Below are 17,310 nucleotides of genomic sequence, written 5' to 3'. Positions count from 1 at the left end.
GATACAAAGATCGCCGCAAGGATCTTTGCGCCGACGACCGCGCAAGCAGTTTGTCAACGATGATGCCGTAAAGACCGGGTGCCTCACCGGAGTGCTTTTCCGGCTTTCGCGAAGGAGGGGATGTCGTTGCAATGCCACTTGCCGCGAACCGTTCCGTGCTGAAGCACAACTACTCCGGGATTGCTCCTGATCATCGTTTTCAATGTCACCTCATCACAGGTGAGGAAATCGAACATATTTTGGTTGGCATGGCGGAATTCCTCGGATTCATCGTAAGAGCTGCTGGTCAACCCGTACACCTTCCACCCGGCTTTTTCCGCTGCCTCCGCCAATTTGTTGATGGCCGGCTGGCAGCCAGTGCGGGTGTCGCTGATGGTCTTCGCGACCACGAGCAGCACGGGCTCCTCTGCCATCAGCACATCATCGGTCACATCCTCCCCGTCCCGGTCCGAGAGAATGAAGTCCTGTACCTGTGAAGCGACCCCCGGCTCCACCTCCACCACACGGGTGCTGTTCGGCACATTCTCAAAGTTCGGATCATCCCACGGATAGGGCTTCGAAGTGAGGTATTCCGTCTCCTCGCCGGTGGTCTTGTTCCGATAGCTCACATAGGTGAGATTGACAGGTGGTTTGGCTTCCTCCTTCTGCTCGATGATGCTTTTGCCGATGGCATAGGGGCGATAATCCTTGACCGGCAGATGGGCATAGCAATGCCACATGAAGGCCAGTATGGCCACCGCGACCCAAGCCGCCACCGCCCATTCCGCCCGGGGGCCTTCCAGCATGCGCTTGATGACCATGTACCCGGCCAATACGCCGACCGCGAAAAGCAATGGGAACCACCAGGCGAACACCCAGCAATAAAAGGCCAGCAGCACCATGGACACCGGAAGCAGGGCCAAGTCATCCCCCCACGTGTTGAACTTGATCCGCTTGCGGAAGAAGAACAGCGGAAGCACGAAAACCAGTAGTGCCATATCCTTGGAAAAGCTCTCCCACGGTGTCATGGGCCGGCCCAGCGAACCCTTCATCGCATCACCGAAGCAACCACAATCCGTAACGCAGGTCACATCGCGCATCTCCGTGATCCCGTTCACGACGACCTCATATTTCCCCTGTGGATCGCAGGTGGCGGTGTATGCCGTAAGCCAACCGAAGAAGACCGTCAGGATCAGCAGGGACCACGTGGCCAGCTTCATCCGTCCGCCGACCAGCACGGCAAAACCAAGCACCACTTCGGCCAAACAGGCCAGCATGGCCAACGCGAGCGAGAAGGGAATAAGCCAGGGAAGCCCTAGGGCGCTGGGTGCGAAGTATTCCTCCAGCTTGATGCTGAACCCGACCGGGTCATTGGCCTTAATGAGGCCGCTGATGATGAACGTGGCGCCGACCAGGATGCGGCAGATAAATAGAAGGATGCGCATGATAGGGAGATCCGGTCGCGGACAAGAGGTTCTAATAAAAAGCCGCCTCCGGAGCCGACGAATTTAGCCCGCAAGACTTAGAACGATTTCCCCGTTTGGGAAAGGTTGCCAATTCCAGTTCCGGACTACCGTCATCTTCCGGCCGCTTACGCCATACCGCCCCTATCGCTTTTCGTGGACCAGGAAAGCCCCGAGTTCCATGTCGCCACGTGCGACGGGCATTCCCATTTCCATACATCGCTGGTCATACCTGGCCATTACCTCTTGAGCGGCCGCATTAACGATCCTCTCGTAGGTCATGTTCCAGCGCGTGAGGCCCGTGGCCGGCTCGAACCGCGCCATACCGAGGGGAAGGTCGAAATAGGAAAGGTCGATACCGCTTTGCAAGGTCGGAAGTCGCATCTCCACCTCCAGATGGCTCACACGCCGGTCGCTTTCCCATTCCAGTCCTTGCGTATCAATGGTGATGCACTTGACCTGATAGCCGGGAGCGTCCACCCGCACCACGTAATCGGCATGATTGTCCAAAATGATGGAATACTGGCCCAAGGCCCCGGTCCGGGCCACGCGCTGCATCACGCCGTTCTTATAAATGCGCACCCGGGCGGCGGACATCGGCTGCTGGGTCGCATAGTCCGTTACCAAGCCGTTCAAGTGCAGACGGAAGGCCGAGGCTTCTTGGCAGATGCCCAGCAACGCTATGATCAAGATACAAGTGGCAAGTCGCATGTTCGCTCCATTTGGGTTTCCAGCCAACTGATGGCAGGCGGCGAAACTATCCCCGTCAATACTGGGATCCAAGCCGGATGTGCCCCTTTTTGGACTATCCACCAACAGCCCGATGTTCATTTCATTGACCAACCTCACCTTAAATTCCCGTGCAATGGCGACCTTGGCACTTTCATACACCCGCTCAAATGGTCAGATTTTTCACAATGCCGCTCCTCTTGGCATTCACCACTTCCCTGTTCTCCCAAGATCAGGATGCCCGTGTGGTCACCCGGATCGTGACCGATACCATCCCTGCATGGAATACGTGGAAGGGCGAAGGATGCTCAATGAACTATCCAGGTTCATGGCAGTTGGGCGCGGCGATGAACGGAGATACGGCCGTGATCTTCCGGACTGTTGCGGACGCGCTCTCCCCCGTATCCGCGGTATCCGTGGTCATTAAGGAAAAGCGTCTTAAAGGCCCCTCGCCCAAGGACCTTCCAAAGGGATCCGAAATGATCGCTTCCGAAGGTCCGGATGCGTCCGGTGCGTACAGCACGGAGTTCACCGGGACGGTTGACGGCGTGCCGCTGCATGGTTCGCAACGTGTGATGGTGCAGGACAAGAAGACCTATATCCTGACCTTCACCACTTCGCCGGAGGCGTTCAAGGACAATTTGTTCCTGGCCGAGGCGATGATGAACTCGTTCTCACTACCGAAGGACGACTAACCTTCCTCCTCGTTCAACAAGATCATCGCGAATACGGCATAATTCGCTATGTCCAGGAAGTTCGCGTCGATGCCCTCGCTGACCAAGGTGGAGCCTTGGTTGTCTTCGATCTGCTTCACACGGAGCAACTTCATGAGGATCAAGTCCACCAGTGAGCTTACGCGCATGCTGCGCCAGGCCTCCCCATAGTCGTGGTTCTTGCGCATCATAAGGTCGCGCGCCTGGACCAGTTTGGCACGGACCGCTTTGGTAGCCTCCCCGGCACGGAGGTCCGGTGCGTCCACTACGCCTTTCTCCAACTGGACCAAGGCCATCGCTGCATAATTAACGATGCCCACCAGTTCCGGCCGGATGCCTTCACCCACTTTGTTCTCCCCTACCTGTTGCAACGTGCGGATGCGCTGCGCCTTGATCAGCACCTGGTCGGTGAGCGAAGAGACCCGCAGGATCCGCCATGCCGTGCCATAGTCATGGGCCTTCTTGGTGAAGAGCGCCATGCACGTTTCCACAACGGCGTCGTATTCCTGAAGGGTCTTGTCCATCGGTTGTGCGTGTGCCCGAACTTTGCGGCGTGAACAGCGGCGGCGAAGATATTGTGCGGGGCCTGCACGGGCGGTTGGTGAGGCTTCATACACCGGCGGTGATGGGCATCCTGAACATGACGGCCGATTCCTTCCATCACGAAAGCCGCCAAGCTTCCGTGGATGATGCCCTCCGGACCGCGGAACGGATGCTCGCCGAAGGGGCGTCGGTCATCGACGTTGGCGGAGCGAGCAGCCGTCCGGGCTCGGTGGAGATCCCGTTGGAAGAAGAGCGCAAGCGTGTCATTCCCGTGGTCAAGGCACTGCACGACCGGTTCCCGGAAGCGATGATCAGCATCGACACCTGGAGGGCCGCCATTGCCGGGGAAGCGGTGGATGCTGGCGCGTCCATGGTGAACGACATCAGCGCCGGACTGATGGACCCGGCCATGTTGACGACCGTGGCCGGCCTGCACGTACCCTATGTCCTGATGCACATGCAGGGCACCCCGCGAAAGATGCAACATGCACCTTTCTACAAGAACGTGCTGGCCGAGGTGGTGAAATTCCTGTCCGAACGGCTACACGCGGCCCGGCAGGCTGGTATAGCGGACGTTGTGATCGACCCCGGGTTCGGTTTCGGCAAGGACCGGGACCACAATTACGCACTGCTGCGGGGACTTCCCGCCATCAAGCAGCTCGGCGTTCCGGTGCTTGTGGGCCTTTCCCGAAAGCGGATGATCAATGAAGTGCTCGGCACGCGGCCGGAAGAAGCCTTGAACGGCACCACCGTATTGAACACACTGGCCTTGCTGAACGGGGCGGACATCTTGCGCGTGCATGACGTGAGGCCGGCCATGGAGGCCGTCAAGCTGTTGGAGGCATGGGATTGATCAACGCTGTTCTTCCCGGTTCCGGCGGTCGCGGCGCTTGTAGTAGCCGTGGAAGGTCTTCTCATACTCATCCATCACCTTGGAAAAGACAGGCCTCTTCTCCTGCGTATATGGCATGTCCCAGCTCATGTTCCGCACGCTGGGTTTATATGCCGCCAGCCCTAGGGCCTCTTCGAAGGGCGTAAGGTCCAGGTCCGCCACCCACGGGAAGAGCGTCATCTGCAGGTCCATCTCGTAAAAGGGCACATCAGGATATGGAGGGATATCCCGCGTGTCGATGACCACGTGCTTTGTCACCATGCTCTTCTTGCTGAACCAGACCTCATACTTCCAGCCGCGCTCCAAGGTGAATTCATACCGGCCGTCCGAGCGGGTGACATTTTGCTGATCCTCCTGACCGGCTTTCAGGATCCGCACCAAAGCGCCCCTGATCGGGTCTCCGGAGAAGAGTTCGGTGACCTGACCCTCAAGCTTCACATTAAAGCGTTGTGCATGAACTTCCATCGCCGGGGCGAGCACAAGGGAAATGGTCAGGACCGTACTGGCCATGAGACGGGTTACCATGCCGCTAAACTACCCTCGGCTACGCTTTGGGGTCAAACATGCATCCGGCACATCAGTCCGGCAATACATTCGCGGCACTTGCATGGCCCAGCTGTCCATCACACTTTCCAAAGTAGGCCGTCGTACCCGCCGCACGCTGCGCATCACGGGCGCTTGGATGCTCATTGCCGGCTTCACCGCTATGTTGGAAAGCAACGTGCTCGCCAATTCCGGCACATCGCCGGAGCGCATGGGGATCCTCTGGGTACACCTCTCAAACGCCCTCGTTGGCGGTCTCCTTTTCGGCGGTTGGTACATCTTCCTCCTGCACGATCCATTGCGCAAGCTGCCCTTCACTCATGGTCTGGCGATCGTGATGAGCCTCGTGGTCGCGGTCACGCTTTCATGGGACTGGCTGCTTCCACTGGTCTGGCCCGATGGCCCGGCGGCTGCGGCAGGCGGATGGCGCATGATCGGCCATTTTCTCCAATGGGGTCTTTTGATGGGCGGTACCATGCTGATCCTTCGCCTGAACGACCAATACGGCGGTGGGTCCATGAGCTACCTGATCGACCGCTATCGCAGACCCCGGCAGGAACTGAGGATCTTCATGTTCCTCGACATGCGATCGAGCACGTCGGTTGCGGAATCCATCGGTGATACGCGATATTTCAAGCTGCTAAACGACCTCTATGCGGACATCACCGACCCGGTGGTCTATTCCGGCGGTGAGATCTACCAGTACGTGGGCGACGAGATCAGCGTGAGCTGGCGGCTGGACAGGGGGATCCGCAACGACCGCTGCATCAAATGCTTTTTCTCCATCCGTGAGAAACTCCGAAAACGTGCGGAATACTACCGCAACACTTACGGCACCGAGCCTGTCTTCAAGGCGGGCTTTCACTTTGGACGGGTAACCAGCGGGGAGGTGGGCATGGTGAAGAAGCAGACCATTTTCAGTGGCGATGTGGTGAACACTACAGCCCACATCCAGGCCAGTTGCAATGTGATGGGCGTGGACAACTTGGTGAGCAAAGAGCTGCTGGACGTGCTTTCGCTGCGCTCGCTCCCGTACACCGTCACTCCCATCGGCAGCATACCGCTAAAGGGGAAGCGGAACGCTGTGGAACTCTACACCTTGTCTTTGACGGAGAAACCTCAGTAGTGATCATACAGCTTTCCGGACCACCAGACCTTGGTGGCACCGCTGTTGCTCATAAAGGAAACAGCGTCTGGGAAGAGGTCGAATTGGGAGATCCCAGATTCCTTGCTGACAGTGATCCGTTCGCCGTTATGGAAAAGCTGCACCACCCCGCTCACGTCCAGCCATGCGATCATGCCCCCGGATACTTTCCATTGCGCAGGCATCGTGCGCTCCAGCGTTTGTACGGCCCCACCGCTGAACACCTTGAACAGGTCCCCTTCGCGGAACACGACCACACTGTCCCGTGCCCAGTATTCATCCGGCGCAAAATCAGAGATGTCCCAGACACGACCTCCTTGAAAACTCTTGAACGACCCTGAACTGTTCACGTACGCGACAAGGCCGTTCCCCACTTGAAAGCTGGCCGGGGCGAACGGTTCCACCTCATAATCGTCCCCTTTGTTGAACACGCGGAACGTATCGTCATACTCGTCCATGTACGCCACCATGTCACCGCCCGTTTCCGAGCGGGACGGGTCGTCGCCGTTACAAAGCACGGAGACCCTGCCGCGATAGAATAGCAGCACGCGCCGGTGGCCCAGATCGTACAGTAGAAGCGTGTTGGAACCGCTCTTCCATACCACATCCTCACTGGTCATCAGCACGTCCGCGATCGGCACGGCCCTCCCGTTCCAATAGGCCGAAAGGGTCTGCTGCATCTGATCATGGAAGGCGATGATACTGTCGCTCACCGTGAAACGGCCGACGCTGCGGCAAAGGATCTTCGACCCTCCTGCGGCCGGTATGCGCAAGGATGGTCCTGTCCTCCAGGCCAAGAGGTACTTGGACATGCCCACCTGCACGGGTTCACCTCCTTGCAGGGTCGTCACTTTCCCGTCCGCGAAGAGCTTCAGGTCTCCAGCATCGGTCAGGTAGGCCAGCCTGTCACCACTGGGAAACAACGCCTGCGGTTTGCGGGCGTCCACTTCTTGGAAGGCACCCTTCTGAAAAACCACCAGACGCCCATACGAGGTGATGACAGGCACCACGCTTTGTGCATGGATGCCCGTAAGGCCGATCATGAAAAGGACAAGGCAGGTGAAAAGGTAGCGCATCATTCGTCGATCGTTATTGGAGCGTGGCAGCAACCACTTTCCGGGCCACGGTCCGAACGCCCATCTGCCGCTTTCCGCCTTTCACCCGGAGCAACTCCAGATCCCCGAAGGTGAACCGTTTGTCGGCGTCGGGCATGCGATCACGCAGCTCTTGGGTGATCATGAGGTCCGCCTTCAGCTCCTTCGCCAGAGACTGGAGGCGACTGGTGGTGTTCATCACGTCGCCGCTCAGGTCAATGGCACGCTTGATATGGCCCACCTGCGCGGTGATGACGCGCCCCCCGTGCAGGCCGCCCCTGAACTCCGGCGCCACGCCGAACTCGCGCATCATTATCTGGCGGTGCGCCTCCAAGCGTTCCTTGATGTCGAAGAACAGCCCCAGGCAATTGAAATTGTGCGTGCCGTCACGCATGGTCCAGGTGAAGATCACCTCGTCGCCGACGTATTTGTGGATCTCCGCATCGTGGCGCAATACCGAGTCGGTCATCAACGAAAGCGTAGTGTTCAGGAACCGGTAATACAGCAGATCACCAAGCCGTTCGTTAAGCGCTGAACTGCCTACCAGGTCAATGCTGAGCACCACCCGTTCCGCCTCGCGGGGCTTGTCATACCAGCCCAGCAAAAAGCCCATGAAGAAACGGCGGCCCATGAATTCCTCCACTTGGATGACCAGAATGGATACCGAGGTTACCACCACCACCAGCAAGGCGAAGCGAAAGATCTCCCCGGAGGCCAACAAATGCCCGACGGTAAGGCCTGCATCACCGGTGAACGGGAGCGTATGGCCACGGTTCGCAGCCAAGGTAGCTGCCAACAAGGCGATCGTGAAAAGATTCACGGCCAAGGCCTTGCCCAGAAACTGAAGAGGTATGGCCAACGACCGGAATCGCCTGCCGAAGAGAAACTCTTCCAGAATGCCGGTCCAAGTGCCAAGCAACACCCAGCCCAGCAGGAAACGCAGTCCCCCATGGCCGCTCAAAAGGGTTAACACCGCACCAATGGCGGCGGTGACAAGGGCATACTTCAGCAGCTTGCGCAGCTTGTGCCTCGTAATTGCTGAAATACGTTCCAAAGCAGAATATTGGGCCGCGAAGTTAGGCAGGGGGGCATGGCCCATCTTTGCAGCATGTCTGTTGTGAAGTGCTTGCTGAGCTACGTGTGGCCGGTCACGGTTTGGGAAGGCCCGGGCAAATACGGACCGCTCCGCATGGCATGGGAGGGTGGCCATCTGGTGGTGAACAGCGGCAATGCCAACCAGAGCTATGGGAGCCTCCATGCGGTCTGGCAGGAATGCCTGAACGAGCTTAAAGTAGCTGAACGTCAACTTAAAAGTGTACTTATCCTTGGATTCGGCGCAGGCAGTGCCGCCGGGATCTTGCGCAAGGAAATGGGGCTTTCAACCCCCATCCTTGGTGTGGACGGCGATCCGGAGATGCTCCGATTGGCCAGAACCTATTACAAAGTGGGCAAACTGCGGGACCTGGAACTCGTGGAAAGCGATGCCTTGGCCTTCGTGCAGGATCATGGGAATGAGTACGATCTGGTCCTGGTGGATCTTTGCCATGAGTTGGACCTGGCCCCCGGCGTGGACGAGGAGCCCTTCATCCGCGACCTGAGGAAGTGTACCTCCCCCGGCGGCCTGCTTTGTTTCAACACCATTGTGCACAACGAACAGAGCCGCCTCCGCAGCCAACGCGTGAGCGAACTTCTGCGTCTTCACTTTACTCGGACGGACGAACACTTTTACCAAGGGATCAACCGGGTGTTGACAGCGTCGTGAACGAATAGTCCGTCAATAGTGACATATTGCACTGCAACGGCCCGAAATTTGACCAGTGACCAGATCGCTTTGAAAGGCCACCGCATATCACGGACGGGGTGGGCAGCATTTTTGCTTGCCTGGTCGCTTGGGCACATTGTTCAGGCCCAGCCTATCTGTTCCATTGATATCGGGCCGGACACCACCATCTGCCAAGGCGGTACAGCCACCTTGCACGGGCCAGCCGGATACGGCGTTTATCTCTGGAGCACCGGGGAGACCACGCCGGACATCAATGTGACGAGTGCTGGCGATTATTGGTGCCAAGTGAGCTATCCCAGCGGCAATCTCGTGGTGAACGGAAATTTTTCGGCCGGGAACACAGGTTTTAGCTCCGAGTACACCTATTCCTCGACTTCCTTGCAGAATGAGGGCATCTATACGGTCGGCTCCAATGCGAATTGGTACCACGCTCAATTCCAAGGAACAGGCAATGGAAACTTCCTGATCGGTAACGGCGGATACGTAAGCTGGGTGAACAACCAGCAGGACGTTTGGTGCCAGACCATTCCGTGCTGTCCTGGACAGACCTACTATTTGGGGTTCTCAGCCCGGACACTGAGCAATGCCCTGCCGGCCCGTGCCGTCTGGGTGATGGACGGCGTGCTGGCCCAGTGGCCCGATATGACATTTGGCGCCTATGGCGCAGGATGGCAGCCATTCGGCACCTTTTGGACCGCCGGTCCCGGACAGACCAGTGTCTCTGCCTGTATCAACATTACCTCTGCTGACGGCGTCGGTGATGACTTCGGTATCGATGACATCAACATTTCCGGCACGATCATCCTCCGCGATACCGTGCATGTGGCCGTTACGCCCCTGCCCTCGGTAGACCTTGGCCCTGACCTGGCTCTCTGTGCGGGGGACATGATGGACCTGGACGCCAGCATTCCGGGAGGATCTTACCTCTGGCAGGACGGTGGCACTGATCCTACATTCCATGTGACATCCGCAGGTAACTACAGCGTCACCGTAACGGCACAGAATTGCAGCAATTCGGACCAGGTGTCCATTGCCTACAACCCGCTCCCGGTCGTTGACCTTGGTGCGGACACTATGCTATGCGCAGGTGAGAACCTCACGCTTACCGCATTTGCACCGGGTTCCACGTACCTCTGGCAGGATGGATCAACGGGAGCAACGTTCAACGTAACGACATCCGGACTGTATTGGGCCGAAGTGACCCGGAACAATTGCTCCGCCAGGGATTCTATCGTGGTGGGCTACAAGCCGATGCCGACGGTATTCCTTGGGAACGACACGTCGATCTGCGCCGGTGCCTCCATGACGCTCGATGCGACCGTACCCGGTGCAACTTATTTGTGGCAGGATGGAAGCACGGCCCCTACCCTTCTGCTGTCCGCAACCGGGGTTTACCAAGTTGATCTGGACCTGAACGGATGTTCAGTGACCGACGCGATCCAAGTGACGGTGAAGCCACTACCTGTGGCCGACATCGGGCTCGACACCACCGTATGCCCGGGATCATCCGTGATCTTCGATGCCACCACGGCAGGCGCCACCTACCTCTGGAACGATGGTTCCACGGGACCAACACTCACCACAGACGCGCCGGGTAACTATTCCGTGCAAGTAACCGTGAACGGATGCTCCGCCTCGGATGCCGCGTTTCTTTCCAACTTCAACCTGCAATCGGTGAGCCTCGGGCCGGACCGAACGATCTGCGCCGGCGGGTCCGTGATGATCGGCGTAACCGTTGCTGGTGCAACCTATTTCTGGAACACCGGTGCCACCACTGATTCCATCGCCGTCTCTTCTGTAGGAACGTTCTGGGTGGACGCCACGCTCAACGGTTGCGCTGTGCGGGATTCCATCATTGTATCCGTAACCCCGCTACCCGTGGTGGATCTTGGCCCTGACGTCGCGGTCTGCCCGGGCACTCAGGCCACCTTGGATGCCACAACACCAGGAGGCAGCTACCTCTGGAGCAATGGTGCCATCACCCCGACCATCACCGTCGGTACGGGCATCTGGTCCGTGGATGTGACGGTGAACGGTTGCACGGCCTCCGATGCCGCCACCATCACGAACTTGACGCCGCCCACGGTGGATCTTGGTCTTGACCAAGTGGTCTGCCCCGGCGCTTCAGCCACCTTCGATGCCACCACGGCGGGCGCCACCTACCTCTGGAACGATGGTTCCACGGGACCAACACTCACCACAGACGTGCCGGGTAACTATTCCGTGCAAGTAACCGTGAACGACTGCTCTACCTCGGACGCGGCGGACCTTTCCAACTTCAACCTGCAATCGGTGAGCCTCGGGCCGGACCGTACGATCTGTGCCGGCGGGTCCGTGATGATCGGCGTAACCGTTGCTGGTGCAACCTATTTCTGGAACACCGGTGCCACCACTGATTCCATCGCCGTCTCTTCTGTAGGAACGTTCTGGGTGGACGCCACGCTCAACGGTTGCGCTGTGCGGGATTCCATCATTGTATCCGTAACCCCGCTACCCGTGGTGGATCTTGGCCCTGACGTCGCGGTCTGCCCGGGCACTCAGGCCACCTTGGATGCCACAACACCAGGAGGCAGCTACCTCTGGAGCAATGGTGCCATCACCCCGACCATCACCGTCGGCACGGGCATCTGGTCCGTGGATGTGACGGTGAACAGTTGCACGGCCTCCGATGCCGCCACCATCACGAACTTGACGCCGCCCACGGTGGATCTTGGTCTTGACCAAGTGGTCTGCCCCGGCGCTTCAGCCACCTTCGATGCCACCACGGCAGGCGCCACCTACCTCTGGAACGATGGTTCCACGGGACCAACACTCACCACAGACGCGCCGGGTAACTATTCCGTGCAAGTAACCGTGAACGGATGCTCCGCCTCGGATGCCGCGTTTCTTTCCAACTTCAACCTGCAATCGGTGAGCCTCGGGCAGGACCGAACGATCTGTGCCGGCGGGTCCGTGATGATCGGCGTAACCGTTGCTGGTGCGATCTATCTCTGGAACACCGGTGCCACCACTGATTCCATCGCCGTCTCTTCTACAGGAACGTTCTGGGTGGACGCCACGCTCAACGGTTGTGCTGTGCGGGATTCCATCGATGTATCCGTAACCCCGCTACCCGTGGTGGATCTTGGCCCTGACGTCGCGGTCTGCCCGGGTGCCCAGGCCACCTTGGATGCCACAACACCAGGAGGCAGCTACCTCTGGAGCAATGGTGCCATCACCCCGACCATCACCGTCGGCACGGGCATCTGGTCCGTGGATGTGACGGTGAACGGTTGCACGGCCTCCGATGCCGCCACCATCACGAACTTGACGCCGCCCACGGTGGATCTTGGTCTTGACCAAGTGGTCTGCCCCGGCGCTTCAGCCACCTTCGATGCCACCACGGCAGGCGCCACCTACCTCTGGAACGATGGTTCCACGGGACCAACACTCACCACAAACGCGCCGGGTAACTATTCCGTGCAAGTAACCGTGAACGGCTGCTCTACCTCGGACGCGGCGGACCTTTCCAACTTCAACCTGCAATCGGTGAGCCTCGGGCCGGACCGTACGATCTGCGCCGGCGGGTCCGTGATGATCGGCGTAACCGTTGCTGGTGCAACCTATTTCTGGAACACCGGTGCCACCACTGATTCCATCGCCGTCTCTTCTACAGGAACGTTCTGGGTGGACGCCACGCTCAACGGTTGTGCTGTGCGGGATTCCATCGGCGTGTCCGTCACTCCACTGCCTGTGGTGGATCTTGGTACCGACATAGCTGTGTGCCCGGGCGCTCAGGCCACCTTGGATGCCACGCTTCTTGGGGGATCATACCTCTGGAGCAACGGTGCCGTCACGCCGACCATCACCGTCGGTACGGGCACTTGGTCGGTGGATGTTATGGTGAACGGCTGCACGGCCTCCGATGTGGCGACGATCACGAACTTGACACCACCCGCTGTTGACCTCGGCCCCGACACCACGCTTTGCCCTAATTCTTCCATCGTGTTGAACGCCGGTCCTTCCGGCACGAATTACTTGTGGAGCACGGGTGCGACCGGCCAGAGCATCATGGTAACGTCAACCACAACAGCATCCGTTACGGTGACCGATGCCCAAGGCTGTTCCAGTACGGACGCCATCACCATTTCCTATGCGGACCCCGGCGCCTTGTCCCTTGGACCGGATACCAGCGTATGTGCAGGGGAGCCGGTCACCTTGGACGCCACCATGCCGGGTGCATCCGGATATCTCTGGAGCGATGGAACAACGAACGCCGTCCTGACGACAACTATCGGCGGGACTTGGTCCGTGGCCGTGACCCAAGGCGCATGCTTGACAGGTGACACGATCATCGTCCAGTCCGTTCAATCCCCTTCGATCACCCTGGGAAATGACACCACGCTTTGCTCCGGAGAAACGCTGGATCTACAGGTGTCCAGCGCGAATGCGACGTTTGAATGGCAGGACGGGTCTTCAGGCAACTACTTCGCAGTGAACGCGGCGGGGGACTATTGGGTGGTGGCCACGAATGCCGCAACGTGTACTGATACGGCCTCCATCCATGTGGCCTATTTGAACGCTTCCTCTTTCAACCTCGGAGCTGACACGGCCATCTGTGAAGGTACCTCGCTTCTTCTGGATGCAGGCCTGCCCGGCGGGAACACCCAATGGACCGGGGCGGTGAATTCCTCCACTCCCATGGTGACCGCGAGCACATCGGGCACTTTCATTGCCACCACCACTGTTTCAGGCTGCGCTTTCACGGACTCCATTTCGGTCACTGTCTTTCATCTCCCTGCGATCGACCTTGGCCCGGACCAGGACCTGTGTTCGGGCAGCACGCTCCAACTCACAGTGAACGCTAATTCCCTGCTCTGGGACGATGGATCGAGCGCAGGCGCACGAACGATCGACCAGCCGGGCACCTATTGGGCCATGGCGACGAATAACGGATGCTCGGCCTCCGATACGGTCAATGTGACCGGCATTCCCTTGCCGGTGGTGCAGCTAGGTCCGGACACGGGACTATGCGCCTCCGCGTTGCTGTACCTCGATGCCACCGTACTTGGCGGCAGCTATCTATGGAACGATGGCAGCACGCTCCCTGCTCGCAGTGTTTCTGCCGGCACATGGTCCGTGGAAGTGAGCGCACTTGGATGCAGTGCCACTGATAGCATCCGCATCGATCCGTTGCCCTCACCCACACTATCGCTGCCCGCTGATACGACCCTGTGCTCGGGTGAGACATGGTCGATCAACGTTACCCAACCCGGCAGCAGTTATCTCTGGTCCACGGGCAGCAATTCCCCTTCCCTCTTGGTGAACGCACCGGGCACATACGGCGTCACGGTGGATCGCGATGGCTGCGTAGCAGCAGCGAATGTGGATGTGGCCTTTGTGGATCTTTCCAACTTCAGCCTTGGACCCGATACGGTGCTCTGCCCGGGTGAAACTTTGGTGCTTGCAGTGACGGTCCCGGGCGCAATGGTCGCATGGCAGGACGGCTCCACCGCCACGCAACGGACCGTATCCACCGCGGGGACATATGAAGCGAATATCGCTGTGGGCGGATGCACCGCACAGGATGATGTACACATCGGCTTCACACCCCTGTTGGAACCGGACCTCGGCGAAAACCGCACACTATGTGCCGGTGACACCGCTCTGCTTCTCGTATCCTCCGGACCTGCGCAGGTGGTGTGGAACAACGGCACTACCGGTGATGCGTTGGCCGTAACAAGCACCGGAACCTATTCCGTGACTTTGTCCTTGGATGGATGCGTTACCAGCGACGCAGCCCTGATCACCTTCCTCCCCGTCATCACACAACTGGACCTTGGACCGGACGGCAGGATCTGTCCGGATAACACATTGACCTTGGATGCGACGATACCCGGAGCATCCTACATCTGGAATGACGGATCACACCAGTCCGCGTTGGTGGTCGACCGGCCCGGTGTTTACCACGTGACCGCCCAAGGCCCCTGTATCCTCGCGTCCGATACGGTATTGATCACGGAGGGGAACTGTGCGCCGGAGGTACATATCCCGAACGCGTTCACACCCGACGGCGATGACATCAACGACAGTTTCACGCCCATCGTGTCGGATGCGGTCCGGTCATGGTCCTTCTCCATCTTCAACAGATGGGGGGAGTTGATCTTCACTACCGACGTGCCGGGTGTCGCTTGGGACGGGAAGGTGAATGGCGTTGAAGCGCCGGTGGGGGTCTATGTATGGGACGTTCATTACGGGACCGTCACTGATGCCGGGGTCGTTCAGGAACGCCTTCGTGGCAGTGTGACGTTAGTCCGCTGAGGATCCGTCAAAGCCGTCCTCCTTCCACAGGATCTGGCCATCCGACAACTTCACGTAGGCAAATCGGTCCTCCCGTGTCACTTTGATCAGGCCTGTGCCTACCCATCCCACGGTATCATATTCCAAGGCTACCAGGACTTTCCCCGTGGCGTTCACCACACCGCTGCCATGATCTCCGGTCGCGATCAATATGCCCTTGTCCAGATCGCTCAGCCCGGTATAATGGGGCGCGATGAGCTCAGCCCCCGTGCTGTCCACCAATCCGAACAAGCCCCCGAGCTCCACCCGCCCGTATCCACCATGCAGCTCCCAAGCCTGATCATATTTGAATTCGGTCGCCATCGCCGAAGTGTGCGTTGCATAACCCCATTTCTTCTTCTTCACCGGCACCAGACCGCTCTCAAACAGACCGATGTCCGAATACTGGGGGATCAGGATCCGGTTTCCCTTCACGTCCACGAGACCCAGCTTTCCGCCGGAGAGCACACGCGCCACACCATTGTGGAGATCCCCAAGGTTGATCGTGAGCGCGTTCGCATCGAACCGTTGCGGTATCACCCACGCGCCATTGGCGTTCACGTAGCCGCATTTCCCCTTGTCGATCACCAGCACCAAGCTGTCATTGAGGGTGCCGACGTGGTCGTGTTCCACAGCGAGCAGCACATCACCGAAACGGTTGATGAAGCCCATATTGCCGCCCTTCCGCACGCGGGAGAGCGGGAGCTTTACGAAGCCCTCCACCCAATCATACTGGAATGGCACCACCAGTTCACCGTTCGCATCAATGATGCCGCTCTGGTCATCCTTGGAGACCACCGCCATGCCATTGATGAAGTGCATGGCCCGATCATAAATGAACGGGATGATCTCTTTTCCGGCCTCGTCTATATAGCCGTAGAGGCCGCCTTTGGAGGCCGCCGCCAGCCCATGGTCGTATTCACCGACCTCATCATACTCCAAGGGTACCACAAGTTTCCCATTGCGGTCCACCGCTCCCTGTTTGCCGTTCAATTCCACGGTGGCCAAGCCCTCCTTGTAATCCATCACATCGTCGTAGATGATCGGCACCACGGGTTTGCCCAGCTTGTTGATCGCACCTATTTGTCCATCCCTTCCGACTTGTGCCTGCCCATGGATGAACGGCTCGGCAAAATCGAACTCCGCCTTGATCCGTTCAACCCCTGTATCATCGATGAAACCCCACTTCCCCCCTTGGCGGAAAGGGTACAACACCAGACTGGCGACCTTGTAGTCATTCATCAGCTCATTGATGAACGGATAGTCCGGATAGTCCGTCAGGAACCGGGTGATGTTGTTCACGCTCAGTTCCTTCGTGTAAAGGTCGTAGATGCTTCTCCAAGCCTCGGGGACATTGGGATTCTCCGGGTATCGGTGGATAAAGGCCGCAAATTCCCCAGAGCTGTGGCCGGGGGTGTTCAGCTCCAGAAGACGGTCCTGTGCGTCCCGTAGGTACGTGTTTTCCGGATGGTCCTTGATGAAGGCCTCATACTGCGCGATGGTGCCGTTAGGCGTGGCTTCCCGGTAGATCGCCTCTTGGAGACGGGACCGTGCTCCATAGGCTTCCTTGGCTTCGGGATACCGGTCAAGGAACTGCTTGTAAGCCGTGGATGTGTTCGCTTTTCGCGTATCCATGAACGCGAGTTCATTCCGCCGGTCGATGGCCAAGGGGATCCTGTCGCTGCCGGTATAGGTATCAATAAAATGCTCATAGGTCTCCAGCCGGTCCACATCGCTTACCTGTTTCCAAGCGATCGAAGCCACATGATCCATCTGGGCCTGGATCGCTGCGGAGTCCACTCCCAACTTACCGATCTTGTCGCGGCCCCGCCCGTCAAGTAGGCGGTAGGCCGCTGCGGACCGCAGTATGGCCGCATGGCTCGAATCCAGGCGGTAGAACGGATTGTCCGCCCTGCCGGTGATCACGCTCAAACCGTACCAGGCCGCGGCCGGTTGTTTCCTGACTTCCTTCTCGAACAGATCCTTGGCCTTGAAATAGTCGTGGACCTCCAAGGCCGCAAAGGCCTTTTCCAGCTTCCCCGCATATGTGGTCGTGGCCATCAAGACCAACAGCAAGGCCACCGTCCCTCCCCTCCATGTTCGTGACAT

At 58.7% G+C, this 17,310-nt stretch carries 12 protein-coding genes; 5 read left to right on the top strand and 7 right to left on the bottom strand.

Translation table 11 applies throughout. The features are described 5' to 3' along the window. Positions 1–83: 83 nt before the first annotated feature. A complete protein-coding gene (locus IPP95_02020; GenBank protein QQS73029.1) occupies positions 84–1,424 on the bottom strand; it encodes a DoxX family protein in 1,341 nt (446 codons plus the stop codon). A 162-nt stretch (positions 1,425–1,586) separates the two neighbouring features. Further along, positions 1,587–2,153 (bottom strand): carboxypeptidase regulatory-like domain-containing protein, encoded by a 567-nt coding sequence (locus IPP95_02015; GenBank protein ID QQS73028.1) that lies wholly within the window; start codon positions 2,151–2,153, stop codon positions 1,587–1,589. Positions 2,154–2,359: 206 nt separating this feature from the next. Here IPP95_02015 and IPP95_02010 point away from each other — a divergent pair, with 206 nt between their 5' ends. Beyond that, on the top strand, positions 2,360–2,866 hold the full coding sequence (locus IPP95_02010; protein ID QQS73027.1) for a hypothetical protein: 507 nt from the start codon (positions 2,360–2,362) through the stop codon (positions 2,864–2,866). Here the strand turns inward: IPP95_02010 and IPP95_02005 are convergent. Beyond that, entirely contained in the window at positions 2,863–3,408 is a 546-nt protein-coding gene (locus tag IPP95_02005; GenBank protein ID QQS73026.1) for a DUF1599 domain-containing protein, read from the bottom strand. The two genes, IPP95_02010 and IPP95_02005, sit on opposite strands and share 4 nt — an antisense overlap. A gap of 101 nt (positions 3,409–3,509) precedes the next feature. Here IPP95_02005 and folP point away from each other — a divergent pair, with 101 nt between their 5' ends. Then, positions 3,510–4,280 carry a dihydropteroate synthase gene (folP, locus tag IPP95_02000; GenBank protein QQS73025.1) on the top strand — a complete coding sequence of 257 codons (771 nt, stop codon included), beginning with the start codon at positions 3,510–3,512 and terminating at the stop codon, positions 4,278–4,280. Here the strand turns inward: folP and IPP95_01995 are convergent, their stop codons facing one another. Then, entirely contained in the window at positions 4,281–4,844 is a 564-nt protein-coding gene (locus IPP95_01995; protein ID QQS73024.1) for a hypothetical protein, read from the bottom strand. 82 nt (positions 4,845–4,926) lie between these two features. Between IPP95_01995 and IPP95_01990 the strand changes: the two genes are divergently transcribed. Further along, positions 4,927–5,988, top strand: coding sequence for a hypothetical protein (locus tag IPP95_01990; GenBank protein QQS73023.1), 1,062 nt, complete (start codon positions 4,927–4,929; stop codon positions 5,986–5,988). Here the strand turns inward: IPP95_01990 and IPP95_01985 are convergent. Beyond that, positions 5,982–7,085 (bottom strand): hypothetical protein, encoded by a 1,104-nt coding sequence (locus IPP95_01985; protein QQS73022.1) that lies wholly within the window; start codon positions 7,083–7,085, stop codon positions 5,982–5,984. The two genes, IPP95_01990 and IPP95_01985, sit on opposite strands and share 7 nt — an antisense overlap. A gap of 10 nt (positions 7,086–7,095) precedes the next feature. Next, entirely contained in the window at positions 7,096–8,154 is a 1,059-nt protein-coding gene (locus IPP95_01980; protein QQS73021.1) for an adenylate/guanylate cyclase domain-containing protein, read from the bottom strand. Positions 8,155–8,208: 54 nt separating this feature from the next. On the opposite strand from IPP95_01980, the gene IPP95_01975 reads away from it, so the two are divergent. Further along, positions 8,209–8,862, top strand: coding sequence for a methyltransferase domain-containing protein (locus IPP95_01975; GenBank protein ID QQS73020.1), 654 nt, complete (start codon positions 8,209–8,211; stop codon positions 8,860–8,862). Positions 8,863–8,973: 111 nt separating this feature from the next. Beyond that, complete coding sequence (locus tag IPP95_01970) at positions 8,974–15,183, top strand: gliding motility-associated C-terminal domain-containing protein (protein ID QQS73019.1); 6,210 nt, start codon at positions 8,974–8,976, stop codon at positions 15,181–15,183. Here IPP95_01970 and IPP95_01965 read toward each other — a convergent pair. Next, entirely contained in the window at positions 15,172–17,310 is a 2,139-nt protein-coding gene (locus tag IPP95_01965; GenBank protein ID QQS73018.1) for a WG repeat-containing protein, read from the bottom strand. The genes IPP95_01970 and IPP95_01965 overlap by 12 nt on opposite strands.

It is taken from the genome of Flavobacteriales bacterium, from assembly GCA_016700415.1.
GTDB lineage: Bacteria > Bacteroidota > Bacteroidia > Flavobacteriales_F > PHOS-HE28 > PHOS-HE28.
Note: the sequence above shows the minus strand (reverse complement) of the source record. Positions and strands in the feature narration are given on the sequence as shown.